The organism is Streptomyces sp. RB17, assembly GCF_009604455.1.
Taxonomy (GTDB): domain Bacteria; phylum Actinomycetota; class Actinomycetes; order Streptomycetales; family Streptomycetaceae; genus Streptomyces.
The window spans coordinates 360109-386090 of record NZ_WEGL01000008.1 but is presented as its reverse complement, the minus strand read 5'-3'; the positions used below and the strand labels follow the sequence as shown (position 1 = coordinate 386090).

The 25982-nt window shown below is 71.4% G+C and carries 20 protein-coding genes; 10 read left to right on the top strand and 10 right to left on the bottom strand.

What is annotated here, in order from left to right:
• The first annotated feature begins 122 nt into the window (after positions 1 to 122).
• A complete protein-coding gene (locus SRB17_RS33050; RefSeq protein ID WP_153543822.1) occupies positions 123 to 1178 on the top strand; it encodes a LacI family DNA-binding transcriptional regulator in 1056 nt (351 codons plus the stop codon).
• Positions 1179 to 1405: 227 nt separating this feature from the next.
• Here the strand turns inward: SRB17_RS33050 and SRB17_RS33045 are convergent, their stop codons facing one another.
• From SRB17_RS33045 to SRB17_RS33030, 4 genes are all read right to left on the bottom strand, one after another.
• Positions 1406 to 2989 (bottom strand): carboxylesterase/lipase family protein, encoded by a 1584-nt coding sequence (locus tag SRB17_RS33045; protein WP_153543821.1) that lies wholly within the window; start codon positions 2987 to 2989, stop codon positions 1406 to 1408.
• Between the two features lie 149 nt (positions 2990 to 3138).
• On the bottom strand, positions 3139 to 4386 hold the full coding sequence (locus SRB17_RS33040) for an alginate lyase family protein (protein WP_153543820.1): 1248 nt from the start codon (positions 4384 to 4386) through the stop codon (positions 3139 to 3141).
• Between the two features lie 24 nt (positions 4387 to 4410).
• Entirely contained in the window at positions 4411 to 7749 is a 3339-nt protein-coding gene (locus SRB17_RS33035) for an alginate lyase family protein (RefSeq protein ID WP_153543819.1), read from the bottom strand.
• Positions 7746 to 9272: a glycosyl hydrolase family 28 protein gene (locus tag SRB17_RS33030; RefSeq protein ID WP_153543818.1), complete on the bottom strand. Its 1527-nt coding sequence runs from the start codon at positions 9270 to 9272 to the stop codon at positions 7746 to 7748. Before SRB17_RS33030 ends, SRB17_RS33035 begins: the two co-directional genes overlap by 4 nt.
• 492 nt (positions 9273 to 9764) lie before the next feature.
• On the opposite strand from SRB17_RS33030, the gene SRB17_RS33025 reads away from it, so the two are divergent.
• From SRB17_RS33025 to SRB17_RS33000, 6 genes are all read left to right on the top strand, one after another.
• Positions 9765 to 10778, top strand: coding sequence for a hydroxyacid dehydrogenase (locus tag SRB17_RS33025; protein WP_153543817.1), 1014 nt, complete (start codon positions 9765 to 9767; stop codon positions 10776 to 10778).
• 128 nt (positions 10779 to 10906) lie between these two features.
• On the top strand, positions 10907 to 12004 hold the full coding sequence (locus tag SRB17_RS33020) for a LacI family DNA-binding transcriptional regulator (protein ID WP_323376597.1): 1098 nt from the start codon (positions 10907 to 10909) through the stop codon (positions 12002 to 12004).
• Positions 12005 to 12460: 456 nt separating this feature from the next.
• Positions 12461 to 13801, top strand: a complete 1341-nt coding sequence (locus SRB17_RS33015; RefSeq protein ID WP_153543815.1) for an ABC transporter substrate-binding protein — start codon at positions 12461 to 12463, stop codon at positions 13799 to 13801.
• 10 nt (positions 13802 to 13811) lie between these two features.
• Positions 13812 to 14696, top strand: coding sequence for a carbohydrate ABC transporter permease (locus SRB17_RS33010; RefSeq protein ID WP_153543814.1), 885 nt, complete (start codon positions 13812 to 13814; stop codon positions 14694 to 14696).
• On the top strand, positions 14696 to 15607 hold the full coding sequence (locus tag SRB17_RS33005; RefSeq protein WP_153543813.1) for a carbohydrate ABC transporter permease: 912 nt from the start codon (positions 14696 to 14698) through the stop codon (positions 15605 to 15607). Before SRB17_RS33010 ends, SRB17_RS33005 begins: the two co-directional genes overlap by 1 nt.
• Positions 15608 to 15877: 270 nt before the next feature.
• The gene (locus tag SRB17_RS33000) at positions 15878 to 16936 is read left to right on the top strand and encodes a LacI family DNA-binding transcriptional regulator (RefSeq protein WP_323376596.1); all 1059 of its coding nucleotides are present in this window, start codon (positions 15878 to 15880) and stop codon (positions 16934 to 16936) included.
• Between the two features lie 477 nt (positions 16937 to 17413).
• On the opposite strand, the gene SRB17_RS32995 is transcribed toward SRB17_RS33000, so the two are convergent.
• The 3 genes from SRB17_RS32995 to SRB17_RS32985 form a co-directional block, all read right to left on the bottom strand.
• Positions 17414 to 17677, bottom strand: coding sequence for a hypothetical protein (locus SRB17_RS32995; protein WP_323376595.1), 264 nt, complete (start codon positions 17675 to 17677; stop codon positions 17414 to 17416).
• The gene (locus SRB17_RS32990; RefSeq protein WP_153543812.1) at positions 17674 to 18537 is read right to left on the bottom strand and encodes an isocitrate lyase/PEP mutase family protein; all 864 of its coding nucleotides are present in this window, start codon (positions 18535 to 18537) and stop codon (positions 17674 to 17676) included. Before SRB17_RS32990 ends, SRB17_RS32995 begins: the two co-directional genes overlap by 4 nt.
• A gap of 157 nt (positions 18538 to 18694) precedes the next feature.
• The gene (locus SRB17_RS32985; protein WP_153543811.1) at positions 18695 to 19351 is read right to left on the bottom strand and encodes a ThuA domain-containing protein; all 657 of its coding nucleotides are present in this window, start codon (positions 19349 to 19351) and stop codon (positions 18695 to 18697) included.
• Between the two features lie 81 nt (positions 19352 to 19432).
• Here SRB17_RS32985 and SRB17_RS32980 point away from each other — a divergent pair, with 81 nt between their 5' ends.
• Both SRB17_RS32980 and SRB17_RS32975 read left to right on the top strand, forming a co-directional pair.
• Positions 19433 to 20065, top strand: a complete 633-nt coding sequence (locus SRB17_RS32980) for a VOC family protein (RefSeq protein ID WP_153543810.1) — start codon at positions 19433 to 19435, stop codon at positions 20063 to 20065.
• A gap of 145 nt (positions 20066 to 20210) precedes the next feature.
• On the top strand, positions 20211 to 20612 hold the full coding sequence (locus SRB17_RS32975; protein ID WP_153543809.1) for a VOC family protein: 402 nt from the start codon (positions 20211 to 20213) through the stop codon (positions 20610 to 20612).
• Here SRB17_RS32975 and SRB17_RS32970 read toward each other — a convergent pair.
• The 3 genes from SRB17_RS32970 to SRB17_RS32960 form a co-directional block, all read right to left on the bottom strand.
• On the bottom strand, positions 20595 to 21281 hold the full coding sequence (locus SRB17_RS32970; RefSeq protein ID WP_323376594.1) for a helix-turn-helix transcriptional regulator: 687 nt from the start codon (positions 21279 to 21281) through the stop codon (positions 20595 to 20597). The genes SRB17_RS32975 and SRB17_RS32970 overlap by 18 nt on opposite strands.
• 53 nt (positions 21282 to 21334) lie before the next feature.
• Complete coding sequence (locus tag SRB17_RS32965; protein ID WP_323376593.1) at positions 21335 to 22114, bottom strand: VC0807 family protein; 780 nt, start codon at positions 22112 to 22114, stop codon at positions 21335 to 21337.
• Between the two features lie 595 nt (positions 22115 to 22709).
• A complete protein-coding gene (locus SRB17_RS32960) occupies positions 22710 to 23903 on the bottom strand; it encodes a YihY/virulence factor BrkB family protein (protein WP_323376592.1) in 1194 nt (397 codons plus the stop codon).
• 130 nt (positions 23904 to 24033) lie between these two features.
• Between SRB17_RS32960 and SRB17_RS32955 the strand changes: the two genes are divergently transcribed.
• The gene (locus SRB17_RS32955; protein WP_153543808.1) at positions 24034 to 25686 is read left to right on the top strand and encodes an acyl-CoA dehydrogenase family protein; all 1653 of its coding nucleotides are present in this window, start codon (positions 24034 to 24036) and stop codon (positions 25684 to 25686) included.
• The last annotated feature ends 296 nt before the right edge of the window (positions 25687 to 25982 follow it).

Here is a 25982-nt window from a genome sequence, read left to right as displayed (position 1 = left end):
CGGCCGCGCGCCGGAACGGTGCATCGCACTGGCCCACGCCCGCTCCCGGGCGCTAGCCTCCGCCCGGGAACCGGTTTCTGTCGATGTTGCCGCAGTTCCCGACGGTGCGGAGGGGCTGGGGAATGACCAGGAAGAGCGACGCCGCCGGGCGGAGCACGATCCGCGATGTCGCGGCACGGGCCGGGGTGTCCGCGTCGACCGTGTCCCGGGTACTGGGCGGGGTGTATCCGGTGAGCACGGCGACCCGGACCCGGGTGATGCGGGCCGTACGCGAGATGGACTACGTGGCCGACGCGCGCGCCAAGGCCGTCGCCGGGGTCGGTACGCCGACCCTGGCGTTCGTGCTGGAGGACATCACGGGGCCGTCGTTCGCGCACATGGCGCGGGGGGTGGAGCGCGAGGCCGCGCGGCTCGGGCATCTGTGCCTGGTCTGCAGCACGGACGGCGACCTGCGGCAGGAACTGGACTTCATCGAGACGATGCGCGCCCAGCGGGCGGCGGCGGTGATCCTGGTCGGCGGCGCGGCGGACACGCCCGAGTACCGGGCACGCACGCGCCGTATCGCCGACTCGCTGGCCTCGGCCGGGTCCCGGCTGGTGCTGTGCGGACGGCCACCGCTCGGTCCGGGCGCGCCGGTGACGGTGATCGAGTACGACAACGAGGGCGGGGCTCACGCGCTCGTGGCGCACGTCCTCGGCCAGGGCCACCGGCGGGTGCTGTTCCTCGGCGGCAAGCCGGACCACACCACGGCGCAGGGCCGCGAACGCGGTTACGTGGGCGCGCATCGCTCCCGCGGGCTGGAACCCGACCCGGACCTGCTGCTGCACGGCGACTTCACCCGGGACTCCGGGCACCGGCTGATGCGCCGGGCGCTGGAGCGGGGGCTGGACTTCACGGCCGTGGTGGCCGCGACCGACATGGTCGCCGCGGGCGCCCTGACCGCGCTGCACGAGGCCGGTCTGGACGTGCCGGGGGACGTGTCGCTCGCCGGGTACGACGACATTCCGTTCGCCCGCGACCTGCGCCCGGCGCTGACGACCGTGCACGTCCCCTACGAGGAGCTGGGCCGGCTCGCCGTGCGCACCGCCCTGGGCCACTCCGCGGACTCTCCCGGCGAGCATCTGCTGCTGGGCACGCATGTGGTGGTGCGGGATTCCGTGGCGGCGGTCCGGGGGTGAGGCCTCGGTGAGGTCGGGGCGGACCGCCCGGAGGCCCCCTGCGGTCGGGGCGGGCCGCCCGGCGACCGGCCACCTGCGGTCGGCGACGGGCGACGGGGCGGCTGGCGACCCGCGACGACGGACCCGCCCCGACCGGCGACCGGCGACGATCAGCCCCGTCGCCTGTGTCGGCCGGCCGGCGACGGTCTGGCGACGACGGGCAACTGTCGACAGTCGGCTGTCGACCATCACCGGCGCCGCGCCACCCCCACCGACCACCGCAGGCGTCGTACCGCCGCCGCCAGCTCCGCTCCCGGTGCGCGGATGTCCGAGGTGGGGCCGGGTTCCGGGACGGTGGGTGCGGTCGACCAGAGGGCGATTTCCGCATCCCGCACACCGAATGCGGTATGCGGTTCACCGTCGCCGAAGATCCGCACCGGATGGGACGCGTCCCAGGCCTGCCAGCCGGGATCCCCGGTCGTCACGAAGCGCACCCATGCCGCGTGCATCGCCTCGGCCAGCTCCCGCGGGGCTCCCTCACCCGCCAGTTTCTGCGACTCGGGCAGGTCACCGGAGTCGAAGACGAACCCCAGTTCCAGGGCGTGGCAGGCGCCGAGGCCGGGACGGTTGGACGGCCAGGCGAACTCAAACACGTAGGAAGCGCCGGGGCGGGCGTCGGCAAGGCGGTGCAGCGGGAGGCGCAGCAGGTGGTCGGTGACCATCTGGCCGACGATCTCGGCAGCGCCGGCGTCGGGGTGCAGAGCGCGGTAGCCGCGGGGCACCTCGTGGCCGGCGCGGCAGCGGGCCATGGCGCCGGCGAGGGCGACGGGGCCGAGCCGGTCGACGTGGTCCAGCAGCCCGCCGGGCACGAGCCAGAGCCGGTACTCGTCCCGGGTCCAGCCCATGAGCAGCTCGACGTCCTGCGCGGCGTCGCCGTCGATCAGGGCCTGGAGGGGGTCGCGGGGCACGAGGTCGCCGTCCACGACGATGCCGAACGCGGGTCCGCCCAGGACCGGGCTGCTGAGCCGGCCGACCTCGGCCTGGGTGCGCAGCAGCAGGTCACGGTCGACGGCCGCGAAGGCCTCGGCGGTGGCGGGGATCTTCAGCCGGGTGGCCATGCGGCGCACCATCCGCCGTACCTTGTCCCGTTCAGACGCCTCCGGTGGTCCGCTCTGCAGGACCGCGCGCCGGATCAGGCCCCGGCTCGCGGGTGCGGCGAGCAGGGCGCCGGTGCTGATGGCGCCGGCCGACTGGCCGCACAGGGTGACCCGGTCCGGGTCGCCGCCGAAGGCGCCGATCGCGTCGTGCACCCAGCGCAGGGCGGCGAGCTGGTCACGCAGGCCGGGGTTGGGCGGTGCGTCGGGGAACAGTCCGTAGCCCTCGACGCCCAGCCGGTAGTTGACGGAGACACAGACGACACCGTCCCGGGCGAAGGTGGCGCCGTCGTAGACGGGCACGGCGGAGGAACCCCTGGTCAGGGCGCCGCCGTGGAGCCAGACGAGGACCGGGAGGCGGGCGCCGGGGCCCGGCTCGGGAGTCCATACGTTGAGGTTGAGGCAGTCCTCGCCGGGGATCTCCGGGTCGGACAGATACTGGGCGAAGGCCTCGGAGTACGGCGGTTTCGGCGCGGTGGCACCGAAGGCGCCGGCGTCGCGCACCCCGTCCCAGGGCTCGGGCGCCTCGGGCGGGCGGAACCGGAGGGGGCCGAAGGGCGGGGCGGCGTACGGGATGCCCCGGAACACCGCGACGCCGTGTTCGTACCGGCCGCGTACGACTCCGTACGGCGTTCTGACCTCGGGCCTGACCTCGGGGTTCGCCTGGTCCGCCGTCATCGCCCACCAGCCCTTCGCCGCGCACTCGTGCACCGTGCACCAACAGAGCACCACAAGAACGTCCGGTATTCCGGCTGCACGGTGCGCGGGAGGGCCGTCCGGGCTACCCCGGGGCGGTGGGTGGCGGGCCGTTGCTTTCTGTACGGCGGCTACTTGGCGTACATCAGGGTGCCGAAGCCGAGCTGGTCGTAGCCGCCGCTGGTGGACCCGTAGTCCCCGCCGCCGCCCTCCGGGGCGACCGAGTAGTACATCGCGGAGATGTACTTGTCGTCGAGGTACAGGCGCCGGTTGTAGTGGAAGTGCAGCATCGCCCACACGGGGCGCACCTGGCCGCGGGACCCGGAGCCGATCACCGTCTGGGACTGCTGGGTGCAGGTCTGGCCGCTGCCCCAGGTGTAGGTGGTGAACGGGACGTCGTCGCCGAGGTTGTACTTGGCCACGTACTGGGCGGCCTTCATGAACCGCCGGCTGTCGTAGGAGTACAGGTCGTCGCCCTGGTTCCAGGCCATCTCGCAGATCGCGCCCATCTGGCCCATGCCCATGACGGTGTGGCCCTGGTCGCGGCCGAACTCCTGCCACTGGCCGAGGTCGTAGCCGTCGACGTTCGCGTACAGGAACGGTACGGCGTGCTGGATGGAACCGTTTCCGGCGCCGGTCTTGAAGTAGCTGACGGCCTGGTCGTACTTGGCGCCGTCGTCGCACAGGATCCCGATGGCCATGACGGAGGCCATGGTGCACAGGTCCCAGTTCGCCCAGTAGTTGGTGATGCAGGCGTCGTTGTGGCTGGTCAGGAAGCTGTCGTTGAGCGGGTAGAAAACGCTCACCATCATGTCCTGGAAGGCGGCGAGGTCGAAACCGTCGTAGTCACGCATGAGTTCGGCCGCGTTGGCGAACTCCCAGCCGTAGATTCCGGCGGCGAGGAAGCGGTCGGCGTTCCCGGTGACCGTGGCGAGGGTGGACGACCAGGCGTTGAGTATCTTGGCGGCGCACTCGGCGTTGGCCTCGGTGCCGCCGACCTTCCAGCGCAGGGCGTTCTGGTAGGCGGCGGCGATGTCGTTGTACAGGATGCCGTAGTTCTCGCCGGTGCCCCCGCGAATGATCGTGGCCTGCGGGTTGGGCGTCCAGGTGGACGCGGAGTGGGAGTTGGCGGTCAGCCTGTTCCAGCCGGACAGCCAGGGGTCGTCGCCCGCCGCGACCCGGACCTTGGCGCGGTTGATGTCGCCGGCGTTGTGCAGCATGCCGGGGTGGGTGAAGGCCGCCGGCGCGGCGTCCGCGGTGGTGGCGGAGGCGGAGGCGCCGAGGGCGAGGGCGGCGGTGAGGCCGCCGGCGGTCTTGAGCAGACCGCGGCGGCTCACCTCAGCACTCGGGAGATGTATGTGGGGGGAAGTGCGGCTCATGCGGTGTCTCCCATCATGGAGTTTCTACATGGGGGTGATGCTCACCTCGTCGAACTCGGTGGTGCTGCGGGCCAGGGGATCGCGGGAGCAGACCACGAGGCCCACGTGGTAGGGGGCGTCACCGAAGCCGGGGATGTCGCCCGCGGCGAGGGGGGCCCAGGTGGCGCCGTCATCGGTGGAGGTGTGGGCGGAGAAGCTGGTGCCGGTGCGCCTGAGCCGGAGCAGGCAGGGGGCGGTGACCGTCGCGTTGCCCGTGAAGGCGGACTTTCCGGCTACGGTCGTGCGCAGCATGAGCTGTGCGCTGGTGCCGCCGGTGACGATCGCCCCGGCCGCCTGGTCGAACGGCGACAGGGACTTGGCCATGAGCAGCCCGACCCGGTCGTCGCTCGCCCCGCTGCGGGAGACCAGCCGGGCGGTGATCTCACAGTCGCCGGTGACGGGCTGCCGTACGAACTGGCCGGTCATGCCCTGGTTGTTGACGGTGAGGTCGGTTCCGGCGCCCCGCACCACGAAGGTCCCGTCCTGGTGGGCGGTGCTGCCGGAGGTCTGGACGGCGACCACGCCGAGCGTGCCGTAGGCGCGGTCGTCGAGGATGACGTCGCCGAGGTCGCCATACGTCCAGGGAGCGGGCGGCGGGGTGCCGACGGCGAGGGTGAGGGTGCCGTTCGTCTCGCCGGCCGCGTTGCCCGCGGTCGTGGTGACGATGAACTCGCCGGTGCCAGTAGGTGTTCCGGAGATCAGGCCGGTGCGGGGGGTGACGCGCAGGCCGTCGGGCAGCCCCTCCGCCGCGAACCGGGTGGGTTCGTGCGTGGCCCGCAGGAGGTACTGGAAGGCAACTCCCTTGTTGGCAAAGGCTGTTGCGGCCGAGGCGAGTTGGGGCACGGACGGGTTCGGCATGGCGGCGGAGGCGGACTGCGACAGCGGGCCCCGGCCGGCGGTGTTGGTCTTCACAACGGTGTAGTGGTAGGTCGTGCCGGGCGCGCCGGTGGGGTCTGTGTACCGGATGCGGGCGCCGGTACCGACCGGCCCGATGCCGGTGGCGACGGTGTGGTGGGGGCCGTCCGGGTCGGTGGCGCGCAGGACCTTGTAGCGGGCGGACAGGTCCGGGTCGGTCCAGGCCAGCTCGATCGCGTCGGCGCCGGTGCTCGCACGCAGGTCGGAGGCGGCATAGGAGGGGCGCGGGACGGTCCAGAGCTCGCCGTGGGTACGGGAGACGACGCTGACGTTGTCGAAGGCGCCGGTGCCGGTCTCGGCGTAGTCCTCGTCGACGCCGAGGCAGGAGGTGAGGACGAGGCCGGCGTACACGGTGTGCGGGAGATCGCCTACCGTCGACCCCACCTCGGTCCACCGTATGCCGTCGGGTGAGATCGCGCCGGTGCACACATCGCCCCGGCGGGTCACCCGTACCCAGTACGGCATGCGGAGCCGGTAGCCGTCGCCGGCGCCCTCGACGTACGGGGCCTCGAGCGGGGTCGCCGACTCGGGCAGCGTGCCGAGGCTGGAGATCGGGAAGGCGGCGTTCACGGTGATCGCCGTCTGCTGCGAGGGGGGTACGGGGGTGCTGCCGGTGGCCGAGATACCGGACCCGGCCTTGGGGCGTACGGTCCACACGCCGCTCCAGGTGTGCAGAGGCAGGCCCTGGATCAGCATGGCGGCGTGCGCGGCGTCGGCATCGAGGGAGGCGCGGAGGGTGACGCCGATCTTGGAGTACTGGGAGCTGAGCGGCCACACGATCCGTGCGGTGGCGGTGCCGTCGCCGTCCAGCGGGAGGTGGACGAGGCGGTAGGTGTCGGCGGTGCCGGACGCCTCCAGCACGAACCGCTCGCCGTCGAAGGCGGCGGACCCGGGGATCCGCACGTCCCCGAGGTCCTGCGTGGCCCAGGGCTCTGGGAGCCGGGCGGCGGCCGCCGGCCATGTGGAACTGCCGCTGCTCCCCTGGGAGTTGAAGGCCCTGACGGCGTAGTAGTACGTGCGGCTGCCGCGCGCGCCGCGGTCGGTGTACGCCGGTGTGCCGACGCCGGTCGCGATCTCCTCGTACGGGCCGTCGGGGGCGATGGCGCGCAGGACGGTGTACGAGTCGGCCCATGCGGAGGGCAGCCAGGTCACGGTGACGGACGTGTCGTCGCCGATGGCTGTGACGCCCGCCGGTGCCCTGGGGACGGCCGCCGCGGGTGCCTCGGTGCCCGCGTAGGTGAAGGTGCCCCAGCTGGGTAGGTCGTCGTTGCTGCCCTCGACCACGCGGATCCCCGAGGTGCCGCGGAAGACGGCGGCCTTGGTGTACGGGGCGTCGAGGCCCCGGACGCCGGCGTAGTGGGCGTAGTACATCTCGTAGATCGGCGGGAGGTTGCCGCGCGAGATGGCGGAGACGGCCGTCTTGAGGTACTTGCCGGTGCGGTCGAGGTCGGGGGTGAAGGGGACGTCGCCGCCGAGGTTGTAGCGGGCGGCGTACTCGGCGTTGGCGAGAATGCGGTTGCTGTCGTACCCCCACAGGTCGACGCCCTGGTTCCAGGCGACCTGGGCGATGTCCCCCATGAGGCCCACGGCCAGCTGTTCGTGGCCCTGGTCGCGCCCGGACTCCTGACCTTGACCCGCGTCGGTGACGACGCGGTGCAGGACGCTGCCGTTGCCCGCGCCGGCGGCGGCGAACCGCAGCGCGCTCTCGAAGAGGGTGCGCTCCTCGCAGAACACGCCGATGGCCAGGACGGCCTGAATGGCAGTCAGGTCCCAGTTGCCGTTGGCGTAGAGCATGTATCCGGACACGGCCGGATACCAGACGGTGAGGAACGACTCCTCACAGCGGGCGATGTCGTCGGCGGCCCAGCCGTCGTAGCCACTGTGGCGGAGCAGTTCGGCGGCGTTGACGAACTTGAAGGCCTGCAGGCCGGCGCCGAGCGGTCCATCGGCGCCGGTGACGGCAGTCAGGGACGCCGACCAGGCGTTGAGGATGTCGCGGGCCCTGTCGGCGTACGTGCCGTCGCCCGTCACGCACCACATGAGGGCGAGCTGGTATGCGGCGGCGGAGTCGGCCACGGCCTGGTTCTGGAAGTTGGCGGGGCCACGGCCCCAGGAGGTGATCTGTCCCGTGTTCTGGATGGCGTACGTCGGCTTGGAGCGGGAGTGGGCGGCGAGGGCGAGGTAGCCGTCGTAGACCGGGGACTGCCTGGCGGCGACCGCGGCCTTCATCCGGGCGAGGTCGGCGGCGCTGTGCAGGAGCCCCGAGTGGGTGAAGGCTGCCGGGGTGGTGCTGTCCTGAGCGGCGGCCCCGGCGGTGCCGGGGCCGAGCAGGCCGCTCGTGCCCGACGCCACCAGCAGGGCGGCCGCGCCGCCGAGGAAACCCCGGCGGCTCGGTGCGGGGTTCGTCATGACGCGGCGGCCGCCTCGGCCTCGGCGGTGGTGAGGAACGTCAGGTTCTGGACGTGTTCGTTGTAGTACCACTGGATCGCGTCGGTGGTCAGGTACCACTTGGGTTTCTGCATGGAGTCGGCGACGACCCGGCCGTTGATCACCAGGTTCTCGAACGTGATGTTCTTGATGGCGCGGTCCTCGTCGTAGCCGACGAAGATCGACGGGTTCGCATGGGTGCCCGTGTAGGTGAGGTTCTTGATGTAAACGTTTTCGATACCGCGTCCGGGCGAGGTGTTGTACTTGGTGTTGTACATCACCCGCATGTTGATGACCTGTCCCCAGCGGAAGTCCTCGATGCGGATGTCCTCGATCCGGACGTTCTGGATCAGGTTGGAATCCCCCGGGTTGAGCGCGATGCAGCCCTGGTAGAGCATCTGCGGTTCGCGGTGGTCGAGGATGTCGAGGTTCTTGATGACCAGGTTCTCGATGACCTCGGGGGCGTCGGTGTCGCCGTGCGTGCCGATGTTGATCGGATGGGCGACGTCGGCCCACAGGGTGCAGTTCTGGACGGTGATGTCGCGGCTGTCACCGTAGTAGTTCCAGCGATGGCAGTAGATCGCTATGCAGTCGTCGGAGTTGCGCATGAAGCAGCCGTCGAAGACGACGCCGGAGGAGGAGAAGACGTCGAAGCCGTCGCCGTTGCCCTTCGAACTGAACGCGCGCGCTTTCATGACGTGGACGTTCTGGCTTTCCGCGAACGTGCCCGCGTAGCCGCCCGGGTTCAGGATGACGACGTCCTCGACGCGGATGTTCTTGCTGCCCTCACTGAGGATGGCGCCACCGGGGTTCGCGTAGAGGACACCACGCCCGGTGACGGCGGCCTTCTCGACATCCTTGAAGTAGACCTGGGCGGTCAGGACGGCACCGCCCGCCAGGTAGACCGTCTTGCCGCTCGGTACGTTGAGGACGTTTCCGGTGACCGTGTGCACGCCGGGCCCGAAGTAGAGGACGTCGGGATCGTCGGCGGAGGGCGGGTCGGGGTCGATGTGGTTGGTGAGGACGTGCAGGCAGTCGAAGATCTCGTCGTTGATCTGGACGACGACGTCACGCGGTTCGTCCAGGGTGAAGCGCAGGGTGTCGCCGAGCAGGTCGGGCTTGATGCCGAGCGCGTCCGGTCTCACTCGGGCCTTGGTGGTGCCGCCCTTGAGGTAGGTGACCTCGATCTCGGCGGAGCCCTGGAAGTCGAAGTACACCATCGAGGAGTTGTAGACCTTGCCCGAGCCGGTGGCGGGGTTGATCTCCTCCAGCTGGGGCCGCCAGATGTCGAGGGTCTGCCAGTCGCCGTCGGGCGCGGTGCGCACCCGTACCTGGAAGCTCGTGTTCGTCGGCATGGTCGACGGGCGCGGGTAAGTGACCAGCTTCGGGGCGGCGTTGCCGCCGTCCGCCCGGGCCGCCGTGGCCGTCAGGCCGGACAGGCCGGCGGCGAGCACGGCGGCACCGGCCGCCTGCAGGGCGGTACGGCGCGACAGGGACGGGGTCATGCGGGGCTCCTCGCGGGGTGAAGGGGCAGATGAGGAAGGTCACTTGAGGAAGATCGGCCGAGACCGGAGGTGGACGTCCCGGTTCGAAGCACCGGTCAGTGCTCGGCTCATCGATCGGATGTCGATTCGGCAACCGGTTTCTACGTGGGGGGAGCTTCTTCCGGTACCGCCGACGCGTCAAGAGCCTTGACGAACTTTCGGAAAGACGACGTGACTTCGACGCCCTGACCTACCGCGCGGAAACACCCTGAATATGCAGGTCATCGAGAGGGCGGGGCGACGCGACACCGTCCGCACCGGACGGTGAAACCGGTTGTCGAACTGCTCAGGCGCCCCCAACCCCGAGCCCCTCAGTGCGCTACCCCCGCCACCCGCCCCAGCCGACAGCTGATTGACCACCCCTCCCGGCGGACATACGGTAGAAGGCGCTTTCTGAAACTGTTTCCATCCTCCCAGAGCCACACCTCCTTTCCCTTCCCTCCCAGGAGAGCCATGCCCAGCCCTCAACCGCCGCGGGCCGTGTTCGCGATGGATCCGGTACATCTGCCGCTGCTCTTCCCCCCGCCGCTCATGGCTCGGCTGAGGCGGACGGCCGGCATCGACACGCAGCTCGTCGTACGGGACTTCACCGATCCGGCGACGGCCGACGCGCTGGCCCAGGCCGAGGTGCTGATCACCGGCTGGGGCTGTCCGCGCCTGGACGCCGCCGTGCTGGCCGCCGTCCCGAAGCTGCGGGCCGTCCTGCACGCGGCGGGCTCGGTCCGATCCCTGATCGGCGAGCCTCTGTGGAAACAGGGCGTCACCGTGTCCAGCGCGGTCACCGGCAACGCCCTGCCGGTGGCGGAGTACACGCTCGCGATGATCCTGCTCGCCGGAAAGGACGCCTTCGCCCTCCGCGAGCGCTACCGCCGCACCCACGACGGGCCGGCCCCCGCCGAGACCGCGGCCACGGGCAATCTCGGCCGCCGCGTCGGGGTCGTCGGCGCCTCCCGCGTGGGCCGCCGCCTCATGGAGCTGCTGCGGCCCTTCGACCTCACGGTCCTGCTGCACGACCCCTACGTGAGCCCCGCCGAGGCCGCCGCCCTCGGGGCGGAACTGCTGCCGCTGGAGGACCTGTTGCGGCACAGCGACATCGTCAGCCTGCACGCCCCCGACATCCCCGAGACCCACCACATGCTCGACCGCACCCGGCTCGCCCTCGTCCGGGACGGCGGTGTGCTGATCAACACCGCGCGCGGTGCGCTGGTCGACCAAGAGGCGCTGACCGAGGAACTGGTCTCCGGACGGCTCCGCGCGGTCCTCGACGTCACCGAACCCGAGCCGCTGCCCGCCGGTTCCCCGCTGTACCGGCTGCCCAACGTCTTCCTCACCCCGCACATCGCGGGCTCGCTCGGCAACGAGCTGGAGCGGCTGGGCGCGATCGTCGTGGCGGAGCTGGAGCGGCTGGCCACGGGCCTGCCGCCGCTGCACGAGGTGCGGCACGAGGATCTGGCCCGGGTCGCCTGATGCACCCGGCAGGAGCGTTGTCCACAGCCTCATCTGCCCGGAGTGACGATGGGATACGGTTCCCGCACCTACGGGGGCGGGACCCGGGCAGAAGGGAAACGCGCCACGACGTCGAAGGAGCCGCAACGGTGAGTCAGCGCAAGGCGACCGGTGACGCCGGCCGGGCCACCATCCGGGACGTGGCGGAGCGCGCCGGAGTCTCCGTGGCGAGCGTCTCGCGGGTGCTGTCGGGCAACTACCCGGTCTCGGACGAGCTGCGCCGGCGCGTGATGAAGGTCGTCCGGGACCTGGACTACGTCACCAACGCCCACGCCCGCTCGCTGGCCGGCGGCGGCACTCCGACGGTGGCGATCCTCATCAACAACATCACCGGTGCCGCGTTCGCCCACGTGGCCAAGGGTGTCGAGGGTGCCGCCACGCTGCGCGGCTGGCTGTCGCTCGTCGGCACGACCGGCGACGACCCCGAGCGGGAGCTCGCCCTGGTCAACCTCATGCGGCAGCAGGGCGTGGCCGCCGTGGTGCTGCTCGGCGGCGCGTACGACTTCGACGAGTACCAGCTGCGCATGGCCCGCTTCGCCCGTTCCCTGGACGCGGCCGGATCCCATCTCGTCCTGGTGGGCAGGCCGCCCCTGGAGGGCGACGTCCCGGCCACGACGGTCGACTACGACAACGAGGGCGGCGCCTACGCCATGGCCAGCCATCTGCTGTCGGCCGGCCACCGGCGCGTCCTCGTCCTGCCCGGGCCCGACCGACTGACCACGGCGCAAGGCAGGTTGAGGGGAGCGCAGCGGGCCTTCGAGGCGTACGGCGTGCCGTTCGACCCGGGTCTGGTCCGGCACGGCCCGTACGACGACACACACGGCTACGAAGCGGTCGAGTCCGCCCTGCACGAGACGCCGGACTTCACCGCCGTGCTCGCCGGGACCGACGTCGTGGCCGCCGGCGCCATGCAGGCCCTGCGCGCGGCCGGCCTGCGGGTGCCGGAGGACGTCTCGATCGTGGGGTACGACGACATCCCGCTCGCCTCCCAGCTGACACCCCAACTGACCACCGTGCACGTGCCGTACGAGGAGATGGGCCGGGTGGCGCTGCGCGCCGTGGCGGACCGGCGTGGGGGTGGCGCGGGCCGCCGGAAGGGCACCGACGGCGAGCACCTGGTGCTGGGCACCCATGTCGTCGTACGCAACTCCGTGCGGCCGCCTGCCCCCACGCGGACAGCGCGCTGAGATGGTTACGTAACCGGTTTCTGAAGTTTTACGACTCCCTCGCCCCTTTCTCGGACCTCCCGCCGAACCCTCGGAAGCTCCTCATCGCAAGGCGCTGACCTAGGCGATTGCCCCGCAGTTCCCGTGCACCCGGGCGTGCGCCGCAGGCCCCTGACGGACCCTCCGCCGTAACAAATTCCCCCGGCCCTCTTGCTCCGGGCGAGACCGTCGCCTACCGTCCCAGCAACCGCTTACTACAGCTTCCGCTTGGCCGGTCCCCGCAACCGCGAGCCGACGGTTTCCGGCCCCGCCATTTCCGGCCGCCACATTCCCCGAGCCGCCGTCCTGCCGTTCTGAGAACTCCCGAGGCTCCCGCACGTCCTGATTCTTCGTCAGGCCCCGCCGACTGCCTCCCGAGATCTCCTCAGACCTCCTCAGACCTCCTGAGAACGCCTACATCCGAAGGATCAAGGTCAGATGAACTTCACCAGCCCCCGGAGAAGGTTCGCCACCGCCACCGTCGCGGGAATCGCACTCGCCGGCCTGCTCTCCGCCTGCGGCGGATCCGGCTCGGGCGACGACGCGTCCTCGAAGCCGTCCGGCCCCGTCACCCTCGACTTCTGGGGCTGGGCGAACGGCCAGGAGGCCGTCGTGAAGGCGTTCAACGCCTCCCACAAGGACATCAGGCTGAAGTACACCAAGGTCACCGACCAGCTGACCATGCAGAAGCAGCTGACCAACGCGGTGAAGGCGGGCAACGCGCCCTGTCTGCTGCAGAACACCGCCGAGTACGTGACCAGTTGGGTGTCGCAGGGCGCACTCGCCGACATCACCCCGTACGTCGAGTCCGCCAAGGACAAGTTCAACTCCGGCTCCTGGGCGAGCGCCCAGGTGCAGGGCAGGATGTACGGCGTTCCCACCGGCTCCGCGCCGAACTTCACCATCTACCGCACCGACATCTTCCAGAAGTACGGCCTGAAGACCCCCACGACCTGGGACGACTTCATCACGGCCGGCAAGGTGCTGAAGAAGCACGGCATCAAGATCACCAACTACGCCGGCGAGGACCCGAGCACCCTGGAGGTGCTCGCCATGCAGGCCGGGGCGCACTGGTACGCCATCGCCGGCAACTCCTGGAAGGTGAACTTCCAGGACCCGGGCACCCTGAAGGCCGCCAAGGTGGTCCAGGAGATCATCGACAACGACCTGAACTCCAAGCTGTCCTTCGCCGACTACGCGGCCGTACAGCGCAACTACGACGACGGCGGCACCGCCACCCGGCAGATCTCCACCTGGCAGATGGCCGGCATGGTGCAGAACTTCAGCAAGTCCTTCGGCAAGTGGGCGCTGGCGCCGTGGCCGACGTACCGGGGAGAGGCGCCTAAGACGCCTGCCGGCACCAACCTGACCGGCGGCGTGACCCTGGTGACCAAGCAGTGCAGGAACCAGGAGCAGGCGGCGCAGGCTGCACTGTGGATGTCGACCGACTCCGGCGCGGTCAAGACGATGGCGAGCCCGGAGACGGGCAACGGTGTGATGCCGGCGCTGAAGGACGCGAACGCGTACGTCGGCGAGTCGGTCTCGCGGAAGCTGCTCGGCACGAACTACCGGCCGGCGCAGAAGGTCGTGACCGACAGCCTGGGCACCGTGACCACCGACTGGACCTTCGGCCCGGACTGGACCGCGATGTTCACCGAGATGCAGGCGGGCTGGGCCAAGGTGGTCGACAAGCAGGAGAAGGTCACCGACCTGCTCGCGCACATGCAGCAGTGGACGGTGAGCGACCTGAAGTCCCGCGGCATCAGCGTCAAGGGCTGAGGCACCGACGATGATTCGCTCCATGCGCTGGAAGGGTGCCGCGTTCACGGTGCCCTTCCAGCTCGGCTTCGTGTTCCTCTACCTGCTCCCGATCGGGTACGCCGTCCACCAGTCGCTGTTCCGCGAGCACCAGTCCGGTCTCGGACTCGGCGGCTCCACCACCGAGTTCGCCGGGCTCGACAACTACACCAAGGGCCTGACGGACGCGGCGTTCATGCACTCCATCCTCCGGGTGGTGCTGTTCGCCTGCGTGCAGATCCCGGTGATGCTGTTCATCAGCCTGGTGCTGGCGCTGTGTCTGGACGCGCTCGCCTCCCGGGCGGCCGGCCGGTTCCGGATCCTGCTGCTGGTGCCGTACATGATCCCGGGTGTGGTCGCGGCGATCATGTGGGTCAACCTCTACAGCCCGGACGTCGGCCCGCTGACCCCGCTCGGCAAGGTCTTCGGCTTCCACTGGAACTTCTTCGCGCCGTCGATGGTGTGGCCGTCCATCGGCAACCTGCTGACCTGGCACGGCATCGGCTACAACATGGTGATCATCTACTCGGCGCTGCAGGGGGTGCCCCGCGAGCTGTTCGAGGCTGCCCGGCTGGACGGCGCCTCGGAGACACGGATCGCCCGCAGCATCAAAGTGCCGTACGTGCGCGGCGCCCTGGTCCTCACCGGGCTGCTGTCCATCATCCAGATGCTGCAGATCTTCAACGAGCCCGCGCTGTTCCGGAACGTCACCCCGCAGACGGTCAGCGACAGCTTCACCCCGATCGTGATCATCTACAACCAGGCGTTCAACTCTGGCAACTACCACTACGCCGCGGCCCTGTCGGTACTGCTCGCCCTGATCCTGGGCGTGGCCTCCTTCCTCTTCTACCGGTTCACCTCGAAGGAGGCCGACTGATGGCGGTCACCGAAGCCCCCACCGAGCGGCCCCCCGCCCGCGGTGTGCGACGCCTGTCCCGCCCGGACGCGGACCCCCACCGACGGGGCGGCCAGCGCTTCCTGCTCCTCGGACTCATTCTCGCAAGCGTTTACAGCCTGTTTCCGGTGTGGTGGCTGCTCGTCAGCGCGACCAAGGACCGTACCGCGCTGTACCAGAGCGGCCTGTGGTTCTCCGGCTGGCACCTGTGGGACAACCTGCACCAGGTGGTCACCTACCAGGACGGCATCTTCCTGCGCTGGACCGCCAACTCGCTGCTGTACGCCGGTGTCGGCTCCCTCGGCGGCACCCTCGTCGCGCTCGCCACGGGCTACGGCCTGGCCCGGTTCGACTTCCCGGGACGCAACGTCGTCTTCGCGTGCGTCGTCGGCTCGTTCCTGATCCCCATCGCGCTGCTCACGCTCCCCCTGTACCTGCTGTTCTCCGCGATCGGCCTGGTGGACACCCCCTGGGCGATGCTGATCCCCTGCCTGATCAACCCGTTCAGCGTGTACCTGGCCAAGGTGTACGCCGAGGCCACCATCCCCTACGAGTTGCTGGAGGCGGCCCGCCTCGACGGTGCCGGGGAACTGCGCATCTTCTTCAGCATCGTGCTGCGGATGATGACGACGGGGGGCGCGACGGTCTTCCTGCTGGCCTTCGCCAACACCTGGAACGCCTTCTTCCTCCCGCTGACCGTGCTGCGCGGCAAGGAGAACTGGACCCTCAACCTCGGCCTGTACAACTGGTCGGGCACCCGCCTGGAGTCCGGGGTCGATCTGACGGGGCTCGTGCTGACCGGTGCGCTGCTGTCCATCGTGCCGATGGCGGTGATGATGGTCGCGATGCGGCGGTACTGGCGCACGGGGGTGACCCTGGGCGCCCTGAAATGAGGTGACCAGTGACCAGGCCATGAGTTGATCAGCCCGGCCGACTTCAGGCTGGACCCGCACCCCGGACCGACCCCGCCCGGACCGAGTCAGCGATGTTCGGAGTTTCGAAAGCATCGACCGCCGCCGTCCCGCGAATGCCCATGTCTTCACGCCGTGTTGACGCGCACCTATCGTAGGAAGCGCTTTCCGCCCGGTCGGTGAGCAGGCCGCGGAAGCAGCGTTGGTCGCAACTTTCGATGGCCCGAGGGCGGGCCGGAGGGGCGGTTTCCTGTGATCCGTGCGGGGAGTGCGAGCGTGACGGCCGGGCCGACGCTCGCGGTGGTGGCCCGGGAGGCAGGCGTGTCGGTGCCCACCGCGTCGAAGGTCGTCAACGGCCGCGAGGACGTGGCACCCGAGACCCGTCGCCGGGTCACCGAGGCCCTGCACCGGCTCGGCTATGTGCGCCGGCCCCGCTTCGACACGGCGCGGACTCCGGCCCTGATCGACCTGGTGGTCCACTCCCTGGAGACCTCCTGGACGGGGGCCGTACTGCACGGGGTGGAGGCGGCGGCGTACGAGGCGGGGCTGGAGGTCGTGGTCTCGTCCGGGCCGGCCCGGACCCGGGCCGACCGGCCGGAGCGGGACTGGCTGAACAAGCTGACGGCACGCGGCTCCTCGGGGGTGCTGTTCAACCTGGCGGAGCTGACGCCGGCGCAGTACGCGTGGCTGGACCACCATCGCATCCCGTACGTGCTGATCGACCCCGCCCACGAGCCGCCGGCCGGGGTGGTGTCGGTCGGGGCGGCCAACTGGCAGGGAGGGGTGAGCGCGACGGAGCATCTGCTCGGGCTCGGCCATCGGCGCATCGCGGTGATCGCCGGGCAGCGGCACACCATGGCCGACAGCGCCCGGGTGGCCGGTTACCGTTCCGCGCTCGCCTCGGCGGGGCTGTGCCATCGCGCCGAGTACGTGCGGCACGCGGGCTTCGACGAGACCGCCGCCCGGCGCTGCCTGCACAGGCTGCTGGATCTGCCCGAGCCGCCGACCGCGGTGTTCGTGTGCTCCGACCGGATGGCCCTCGGCGTGTACGAGGCGCTCGCGGAGCGGGAGTTGAGGGTGCCGGACGACATGAGCGTCGTGGGTTTCGACGACCTGCCCGAGGCCCGCTGGGCCGCCCCGGCACTGACCACGGTGCGCCAGCCGCTCGGTGAGATGGCGGCGACCGCGCTCCGGCTGCTGGTGCGGATGATGCAGGGCGAGCGCCCGGAGGGCACGCGTACCGAGCTGTCGACCCGACTGGTGTCCCGCGCGAGCACGGCCGCGCCACCGGAGGAGCGGCCGGCTGCCTGATGCGCGGCGCGCCTGCCGAGGTTCATGGCCGGGGAGCGATCTTCTGCGGGGGTACCGTCACAGTCCTGGGTCCGAACAGGACGGTGACGGCCGGGCACCTCCCGCACGGGGTGCCCGGCTGTCGCCATCAACGGCCGCGGGCCGGCGACCGGTCGTCGTCGGGCGACCGGTTGCCGTCGGGCGATCGGCTGTGGTCCGGCGGCCGGCCGACTCCCGGTCGCTCAGCCACCGACATCGCCAACGACCGTGCGTCAGCAATCCGTTGTCGTCCGGCGATCGGCTGCGGTCCGGCGACCGGCCGCCGTCGGGCGACCGGTCGTCGTCCGGCGGCCGGCCGACTCCCGGTCGCTCAGCCACCGACATCGCCAACGACCGTGCGTCAGCAATCCGTTGTCGTCCGGCGATCGGCTGCGGTCCGGCGACCGGCCGCCGTCGGGCGACCGGTCGTCGTCCGGCGGCCGGTCGGCTCCCGGTCGCTCAGTCCCAGACCTCCCTGTGCTGGTGGCCGCCTCCGGCGAGGGCCTCGATCGCGTCCACGGCGCTGCCGTCGTGGTCACTGCCGGCGGTGCCCTTGCCGGCCTGGACATTGGCCGCGCGGTCGACCTCCAGCCAGGAGTCGGCATGGGAGTTGTCGATCACGGTGATCAGACTGCCGGACGCGGCCACCGGTGCCGCACCGGCCCCGAGCACGACGGCGGCGACCGCCGCCGCCATGCCGAGCCGGGGCACGGTGCCGGTCACACGCCCACACCCTCGGGGGTGAGCCGCTCGCGGGCGATGTTGCGCTCCAGCAGGCTGGTGGAGGCCTTCACGCCGACCCCCCTCGCGGGATCCACCTCCGGCAGCCGGCCGTCGGCCGCCTTCAGGCCGGCGAGCGCGGAGTCCATCGCCTCGTGCGCGGCGAACAGGCAGGGGGTGCTGTAGACCGCGACGTCGACGCCGTGGTCGGACAGTTCACCGAGGGACAGGCGGGGCGACTTGCCTCCGGCGATCTGGTTGAACAGCAGCGGCTTGTCTCCGACGACCTCACGGATGCGCTTGATCCACTCGACGCTGCGCACCCCGTCGACCAGGACCACGTCGGCGTCGGTCGCGGCGATCCGCTCGGCGCGGTGCAGGATGTCGTGCTCGTCCGTGGCGTCCGTGCGGGCGACGACGACCAGGTCCTTGCGCGTCTGCAGGACCTTGTGCAGCTTCTCCAGGTACTCCTCCAGCGGGAGTACCTGTTTGCCGTCGGCATGGCCGCAGCGGCGGGGCCGTTTCTGGTCCTCGAGGATCACCCCGGAGGCACCGATGCGCTCCAGCCCCTCGACGACGTGACAGGCGACCTCGGGGTCGACGTACCCGTCGTCGATGTCGACCAGCAGGTGATGGTGCGGGAACGCGCCCCGCAGCCGCTGGACGAAGGCCACCATGTCGGGCCAGGCGATGAAACCGATGTCCGGCAGCCCGTAGTACGAGGCCGCGAAGCCGAAGCCCGAGACGAACATCCCGTCGTAGTGCTTGGCCGCGATCGACGCCGAGTACATGTCGTACACGCCGATCAGCGGTGTGGTCCCGGGCCCCGCGATGCGCTCGCGCAGCTTCTTACCGTAAGTCAAGGTCCGGCTCCTCCTGTGGGTGGGTGACGCGGGGCCGGACAGCCGACGCGTCTCGACGCCCTTTGCCAAGCCAAGAGCATCTCTAGATAGTCACGTGACCCTCTATGTATGCGAGCTTTACTCACCCCAATGGTGGAACCGGTTCATCGCAGAAACGTCACGTGTGAAGCCGGCCCACCCAGCGGAGGCCGCCGTCCAGGTGGGCCAGGAAGAGCGGGTCGCGGTAGGCCGCTGCGGCGTGACCGAGCGCCGTGTAGAACACGCGGCCGCCGCCGGCGCCCTGCTCACGGCACCAGGCCAGCGGATGGTCCGCGCCCATCCCGCCGCCGTCGTACGACGCCTCGTCGGCGCTCAGCAGCACGCGCACCCGTCCGCGGGGGCTGGCGTCGAAGTCGTACCACTCGTCGGTGCAGTCCCAGACGGCCGGCAGCCCGCGGGTCGCGGGGTGGCCGGGATCCTCGACGACGACCCGGCCGGGCTGGAGGACGGGATGCCGTACGAAGCGGGCACCGAGGAGTTCGCCGTAGTACGGCCAGCCGTACTCGGTGCAGGCCGCCGCGTGCACCCCGGCGAAGCCCCCGCCCGAGTCCACGTACCCCGCGAGCCGCTCCCGGCCGGCCGGGGTCAGCACCTCGCCGCTCGTGGACAGGAAGACGATGGCCGCGTACCCGTCCAGCGGCCCTTCGAGGTCCGCGGGATCCTCGGTGTGCTCGACGGCGAACCGCCCGAGCGCGCGTACGGCGGCGACGGCGTCCGGGATCGACTCGTGGCGGTAGTCCGTGGTGCGGGTGTACAGCAGCAGTCGCGCGGCCATGCGCCGACCCTAAGCCGCAGCCGCCCGCGTCCGCACCAACTCCCTTGAAGCACAGGACCGCTGACCGTAGCCTCACCGGGCATGAGCGCCGTTCCCCCGTTCCTGGACCATCTCGTCCTCGCCACGCCCGATCTGGCGGCGACGGCCGCCGACTTCGCGCGGCGGACCGGGGTGACGCCCGTGCCCGGCGGTGCGCATCCCGGTCTCGGCACGCGCAACCATCTGGTGGGGCTGGGCGGCCGCAGCTATCTGGAGATCCTCGGCCCCGATCCCGAGCAGCCCGAGCCCGCCGGCCCGCTGCCGTTCGGGGTCGACCGGCTGACCGAGCCGCGCACGCTGACCTGGGCGATCAGCCCGCCCGACCTGGACGCGGCGATCACGACGGCCCGCGAGCGGGGCTACGACCCCGGGCCCGTGCACCCGATGAGCCGCCGCACCCCGGACGGCACCGTACTGCGGTGGCGGCTGACCGACGGCGGACATGCGCATCCCTCCGGTCTGGTCCCGTTCCTGATCGACTGGGGCGAGTCCCGCCACCCCGCGACCACGGGCCTGCCGGTCACCCCCCTGCTGGAGGTGTCCGCCGCGGTACCGGACCCGGAGGAGGTGCGCGGCCCGCTCGCGGCCCTGGACACGGGGCTGGTCCTCACAGCGGGCCCCGTCGCCCTCTCCTTCACGGTGGACACGCCCGACGGACCCGTGACCTTCGCCTGAGGCGGGAGCGCGGGGCCGGCGGGGGCTGTGGTGCTGCCGCTTCTCGGTACCGTCGCCCTCGGTGGTGCCGCCCGATGCAGGCCGTCCGGGGAAGGTGTCCGATTCCTTCAAGACCGGTCTGCGGCCGCACGCCTACGGTGACGGCATGACTCCACGATTCGCCCTGATCGGCGTGGTGACGTCCGACATGACCGCCGCGCTCGCCTTCTACCGTCGCCTCGGACTCGTGTTTCCCGAGGGATCCGAAGAACAGCCGCACGTCGATGCCGAACTGCCCGGCGGGCTGCTCTTCGCGCTGGACACCGAGGAGACCATCCGCTCCTTCAACCCCGCCTGGCGACCGCCGGAGGGCGGCGGGCGGGTGTCGCTCGCCTTCCGGTGCGACTCGCCCGCCGCGGTCGACGCTTTGTACGAGGACCTGGTAGGCGCCGGGTACCACGGGGAGCTGAAGCCGTGGGACGCGTTCTGGGGGCAGCGGTACGCCACCGTGCACGACCCCGACGGCAACGGCGTCGACCTGTTCGCCCCGCTACCCGCCGCCGAGTAGCTTCCCGAGCGGCATGCCCGTCAGCTCCCGCACCTCGCGGGCGAGGTGGGGCTGGTCCGCGTACCCGGCGCGGACGGCCGTCTCGGCGTACGGCGTCCCCGAGCGGGCCAGCGCCAGCGCGCGCTGCAGCCTGAGGATGCGGGCCAGGGTCTTGGGGCCGTAGCCGAACGCGTCCAGACAGCGGCGGTGCAACGTCCTTGTGCCGATGCCGAGTTCGGCTGCCGCGGCCGACACCGGGCGGCCCTCGTGCAGGCGCTGCACCAGCCGGCGCAGCAATGGGTCGGGGGCCGTGGTCCGCGCTGCCCGGTCCAGCGCGATGTCCTCCAGTGCCGTCGCCGCGTCGGGCGCCGCCTCGACGTGCTCGCGCAGCCGCCGGACCCGGACGGCGGGCCAGAGGTCGGCCAAGTCGACGCGGAGGTCCCGCAGTTCGTGCGCGGGTACGCCGAGCAGGGCGGGCGCGGTGCCGGGGAAGAAGCGGACGCCGGCCCAGGTGCGGGGCGTGCCCTCGGGGACGTAGGGGCGGGTGTCGGGGCCCGCGACCAGCAGCCGGCCCTCGCTCCACAGCAGGTCCATGCATCCGTCGGGCAGTACCGGCCCGCCACCGGCGCCGCCCGGGGTGTTCGTCCACACCACCGCGCCGGTCAGCCGGGACGCCCGCTCCCTGTACACGGGTGCCAGCCTACGTCGCCGACGACGCCGGGCCCCACTCCCCGATTCCCCGATCAGCTCGGACGCCGGGCGGGGGACGCCGAGATGCCGAGGCCGTCGAGGACTCCGGAGTCGGGGGCACCGAACAGCGGGATGCCGCGGCGGGTGCGGAAGCGGCGGGCGTGGGCGGCGGTGGCCGCGACGGTCAGGACGAGCAGGAGGAGCGAGAGGACCCGGGCGAGCAGCGGCACCACGTCCGTGGGCAGGGTGGCGGCGGCGAGAGTGCCGAGGCCGCCGTCGAGCAGTTGCTCGGCGCCCCAGAGCACGGTCAGGACGCGCAGTGCCCGACGGAACTCGGCGGAGTCCCGCCATATGCCGGCCCGTGCCCCGGCCGCCGGACCTCGGTGCAGTCGCTGGCCCAGCTGGAAGGCCAGCGGCCTGCCGGTGAATCCGGTGCCGAGTATCCAGCCGCCCACCACGAGAGACAGTGCGGCGTCCTTGAACAGCAGAAGGCGGGTGCTGCCACCGACCACAGTGACGAGCGCTGCGGCGGCCAGCAGCACCGTGAAGAACAGGTCCACGCCGTCGATCCGCCGCTGCCGCACCGCACCGGACACCAGCCGCAGTGCGGGTGGTGCCCCGCTGAGCAGCAGCGCCGGGCCCTGGCCGGCGCCGAGGCCGCGCGCCGCGTAGTAGACGAGGAGCGGCAGGAGGATGTCGACGGCGATGGTCAGCAGCGGGCCGAGGGCCGCGCCGCCCGTCCTCGCCGCCGTGCGTGAGCGCCGTACCCGGCCGGACAGATCCGCCGGCTCCGCCCTCTCTCCCGCCTCCCGCACCTCTGTCACGTCTGCCACGGCTGCCGCATCTGGCACGCGCACCATGTCCTCCGCCTCCTTGCCCGGCGTGTGATGACGGCGGCACCCCGTCGGCCCGCTCGTCCGGCCGGACGGCACCGGCCCACGCGAAAACGCTAGGTCCGGGGCGGTGTCGGACGGATCGGAGCACGGGTGGAGCGCCGGGTGGAAAACAGGTGGAAAGCAGGGTGGACAGCAGCGTCACTCACTGGGTGGAGACCACAGGGTGACCACGTGCGGCCGAGCCCTTACGGGCGGACACGGGCGGCGCGATCGGCCGGCCGGGCCGCCGTACGCGCGCGGGTATTCGACTGGCAGGACCGTTCGGCCTGGGCCCCGGTGCTGCACGGCACCGACGCGTCCACCGGGTCGGCCCCCCTGGGACGCGACAGCCCGGGACACAAGTGCAGCGGCAGCCCGGGTGCGGAAGGCGTGACGACGACACCGGGCCCGCCGTGCGGCACGGCCGGCAGACCCGCCGTGCTCGGGCGCAGACCCTCACGCGCAGTAGGCCCCTCTCACCCGCTGACCCGCTGCCCCGACCCCGGCCCGCCTCAGTCCGCAGCCCCCGTCCCTCACCCCCGACGCCACCACGTCACTTCTCCTCCCGAGCCCTACCCCCCTCCCCCTCCCCGTCGGCCTGCGAGGGGTCGCCGTTCGCCTTGTGTGTGTGGTGGGCGTGCTTGGCGTGGGTGCGCAGGCGGGCCGTGACGTCCTCGGGGGGCAGGAAGCGGGACCAGCGCTCGGGGAACTCGGAGGGCATGTCGGGGTCGTCGGGATCGTCGGGGTCGGTGTCGCGGGCCGCCGCGGCCCGGACGACGTACTCGGCGACCTGGGCCTCGCGCATCCGCTCGTTCGCGGCGCGGGCGGCGGCCGTGGCGGCGGCGGGCCAGACCCGGTCGATGGCGGCGTTCACGGCCGCGCCGACGAGGACGGCGAAGGCCGACACCCCGATCCACAGGAGCACGGCGACGGAGGCGGCGAGGGAGCCGTAGATCGTGGCGCCCTCGATGGTGTGCACGAGGTAGATCCGCAGCAGGAAGCTGCCCAGGACCCACATGGCCAGGGCGACCAGGGCGCCGGGGACGTCCTCGATCCACGGGGAGCGGACCGGCACGGACACGTGGTACAGGGTCGTCAGGAAGGCGATGGACAGGACGATGACGACCGGCCAGTACAGGACCTGCACGCCCGTCTCCGACCAGGGCAGCACCCGCACCACCGCGTCCGGGCCCGCGACCATCAGCGGCAGGGCCACCGAGCCGATCAGCAGCGCCACGATGAACAGCAGGAAGGACATCATCCGGGTCTTGACGATGCCCCGGACGCCGTCGAGGCCGTACATGACGGTGATGGTGTCGATGAAGACGTTGACCGCGCGGGAGCCGGACCACAGCGCGAAGAGGAAGCCGATGGAGATGATGTCGGGCCGGCCCTTCATCACGTCGTGCAGGATCGGCTCGGTGATCTCCTTCACACCCTTGTCGGACAGGACCGTCCGCGAGGCCTCGAGGATGTTGGTCTCGAGGCTGCTGATGGTGTGGGCGCCGGTCCAGGTGTCGACGTAGGCGAGCAGCCCGATGAGGCAGAGCAGCAGCGGCGGCACGGACAGCAGCGTGAAGAACGCCGCCTCGGCCGCCAGGCCCAGGATGCGGTACTCCATGCAGGAGTTGACGGTGTCCTTGAGCAGCAGCCAGGCGGTCTTCCGCTTGGAGACGTTCCGGTAGAGGGCTCTGGCCCGGTGGAGGCGACCGGCGGGCCGCTCGGGGGGTTCACTTGCTGGCTGCACGACCCAAAGGTATCCGCAGCACCGGACCCGCCTCACCTTCCGGGGCAGGTGAGCGCATCCGGCGCGCCCGGCGGCGCTGCTGTGCCACTCTGGAGGCCATCACCGCCGCCGTCCCGGGTAGGTTCGCACCATGGCAGGCTCCTCCACCCACACCGTGACGAACCAGCCGCCGCCCCTGGTCGGCTACGACCTGTTCACCGCCGACCGGGCCCTGGTGGAGGCCGTCGAACGGCACACCGGTCCTGACGTTCTGGACGAGGTGCGGTCGGAGCTGTCCGCGCTGGGCCGCGCCGCGGGCTCGGCGCAGGTGCAGGAGTGGGCGGTGCAGGCGAACGAGCACCCGCCCCGGCTGCGCACCCACGACCGGTACGGCCACCGGATCGACGAGGTCGAGTTCCACCCGGCATGGCACCGGCTGCTCGGCAAGGGTGTCTCGGCGGGCCTGACCGGCGCCTGGACACGGCCGTCCGGACACGTCCGCCGGGCCGCCGGCTTCCTGCTCTGGACCCAGGTCGAGGCGGGCACCTGCTGCCCGCTGTCGATGACCCACGCGGCGGTGCCGGCACTGCGGACCGACCCCGCGCTCGCCGCCGAGTGGGAGCCGCGGCTGACGTCCACGGTCTACGACCGCGAGCTGCGGCCCGCCGAGCGGAAGCCCGGCGTGCTCTTCGGTATGGGCATGACCGAGAAGCAGGGCGGCAGCGACGTCCGCGCGAACACCACCGAGGCCCGGCCGCTCGCGGAGACGGGCGCGTACGAACTGACCGGGCACAAGTGGTTCTGCTCGGCTCCCATGTCGGACGCCTTCCTCGTGCTGGCCCAGGCATCCCCCTCTCAGGGACAAGGGGGCCTCACCTGCTTCCTGGTGCCGCGTGTCCTGCCGGACGGCACCCGCAACGTCTTCCTCATCCAGCGGCTGAAGGACAAGCTGGGCAACCGGTCCAACGCCTCGGCCGAGGTGGAGTTCGCCGGCACCTGGGCGCGCCGGGTCGGCGAGGAGGGGCGCGGGGTGCGGACGATCATCGAGATGGTCGCGGCGACCCGGCTGGACTGCGCGCTCGGCTCGGCGGGCCTGATCCGGCAGGCGGTGACGCAGGCGATCCACCACTGCACCTATCGGGAGGCCTTCGGCGGGAAGCTGATCGACAAGCCGCTGATGCGGAACGTCCTCGCCGACCTCGCGCTGGAGTCGGAGGCGGCGACCGCGCTCACGCTCAGGCTGGCGGCCGCCTGCGACGACGGCGGCGAACAGGAGCGCGCATTCCTGCGGCTGGCGGTGCCCGCCGCCAAGTACTGGATCACCAAGCGCTGTGCGCCCGTTGCGGTCGAGGCCGCGGAGTGTCTGGGCGGAAACGGTTACGTCGAGGAGTCGGGCCTGCCCCGGCTGGTACGGGAGTCACCGCTGAACTCGATCTGGGAGGGCGCCGGAAACGTCCAGGCGCTGGACGTGCTCCGGGCGCTGCAGCGGGAGCCGGGCGCACTGGACGCCTGCCTGACCGAGATCGGCCAAGCCCACGGCGCCGACCATCGCCTCGACCGCGCGGTGAAGAACTTCTTCACCGAACTCGCCGACCTTGACGCCGTCGAGGGCCGCGCACGCCGACTCGCGGAACGCCTCGCACTGGTGCTCCAGGGCTCACTCCTGGTCCGTCACGCCCCACCGGAGGTGGCGGACGCCTTCTGCGCCTCCCGCCTGGGCGGCGACCACGGAGCATCGTTCGGCACTCTGCCGACGGGCTTGGATCTGGCATCGATCGTCGAACGAGCACACCCGGGTTCTTAGAACGCAGGCCGACCTGACCGGCCCAGGGGCGCGGGGAACTGCGCGACAGGCCTCCACCGGGCGGCACCCGCCGACGCACCGAAGCCCACACCCCGGAATGCGTCGGCCGAACCCCCGGTGGGGGTGGTGCTGCGCCGACACGGCACCACCCCCACCTCATGGGCCCGTTAAGCCCGCGGACGCGAACCCGCGTCGGGGTCAAGTCTCGGCCACCCCCCGCCCGTCCACCAGGGTTGCAGGGGGTTGCAACTTGTGGGGGCACGTGCGCGGAGTGTGTGCCTCCGGCCTGCCCGGAG

Excerpts from the sequence above, each read along its gene's own strand:
- SRB17_RS33015 (WP_153543815.1), top strand. The coding sequence starts at position 12,461 with ATGAACTTCACCAGCCCCCGGAGAAGGTTCGCCACCGCCACCGTCGCG.
- SRB17_RS33040 (WP_153543820.1), bottom strand. The coding sequence starts at position 4,386 with ATGAGCCGCACTTCCCCCCACATACATCTCCCGAGTGCTGAGGTGAGC.
- SRB17_RS33030 (WP_153543818.1), bottom strand. The coding sequence starts at position 9,272 with ATGACCCCGTCCCTGTCGCGCCGTACCGCCCTGCAGGCGGCCGGTGCC.
- SRB17_RS32980 (WP_153543810.1), top strand. The coding sequence starts at position 19,433 with ATGAGCGCCGTTCCCCCGTTCCTGGACCATCTCGTCCTCGCCACGCCC.
- SRB17_RS32955 (WP_153543808.1), top strand. The coding sequence starts at position 24,034 with ATGGCAGGCTCCTCCACCCACACCGTGACGAACCAGCCGCCGCCCCTG.
- SRB17_RS33005 (WP_153543813.1), top strand. The coding sequence starts at position 14,696 with ATGGCGGTCACCGAAGCCCCCACCGAGCGGCCCCCCGCCCGCGGTGTG.
- SRB17_RS32985 (WP_153543811.1), bottom strand. The coding sequence starts at position 19,351 with ATGGCCGCGCGACTGCTGCTGTACACCCGCACCACGGACTACCGCCAC.
- SRB17_RS32975 (WP_153543809.1), top strand. The coding sequence starts at position 20,211 with ATGACTCCACGATTCGCCCTGATCGGCGTGGTGACGTCCGACATGACC.
- SRB17_RS33010 (WP_153543814.1), top strand. The coding sequence starts at position 13,812 with ATGATTCGCTCCATGCGCTGGAAGGGTGCCGCGTTCACGGTGCCCTTC.
- SRB17_RS33050 (WP_153543822.1), top strand. The coding sequence starts at position 123 with ATGACCAGGAAGAGCGACGCCGCCGGGCGGAGCACGATCCGCGATGTC.
- SRB17_RS33035 (WP_153543819.1), bottom strand. The coding sequence starts at position 7,749 with ATGACGAACCCCGCACCGAGCCGCCGGGGTTTCCTCGGCGGCGCGGCC.
- SRB17_RS33025 (WP_153543817.1), top strand. The coding sequence starts at position 9,765 with ATGCCCAGCCCTCAACCGCCGCGGGCCGTGTTCGCGATGGATCCGGTA.
- SRB17_RS33045 (WP_153543821.1), bottom strand. The coding sequence starts at position 2,989 with ATGACGGCGGACCAGGCGAACCCCGAGGTCAGGCCCGAGGTCAGAACG.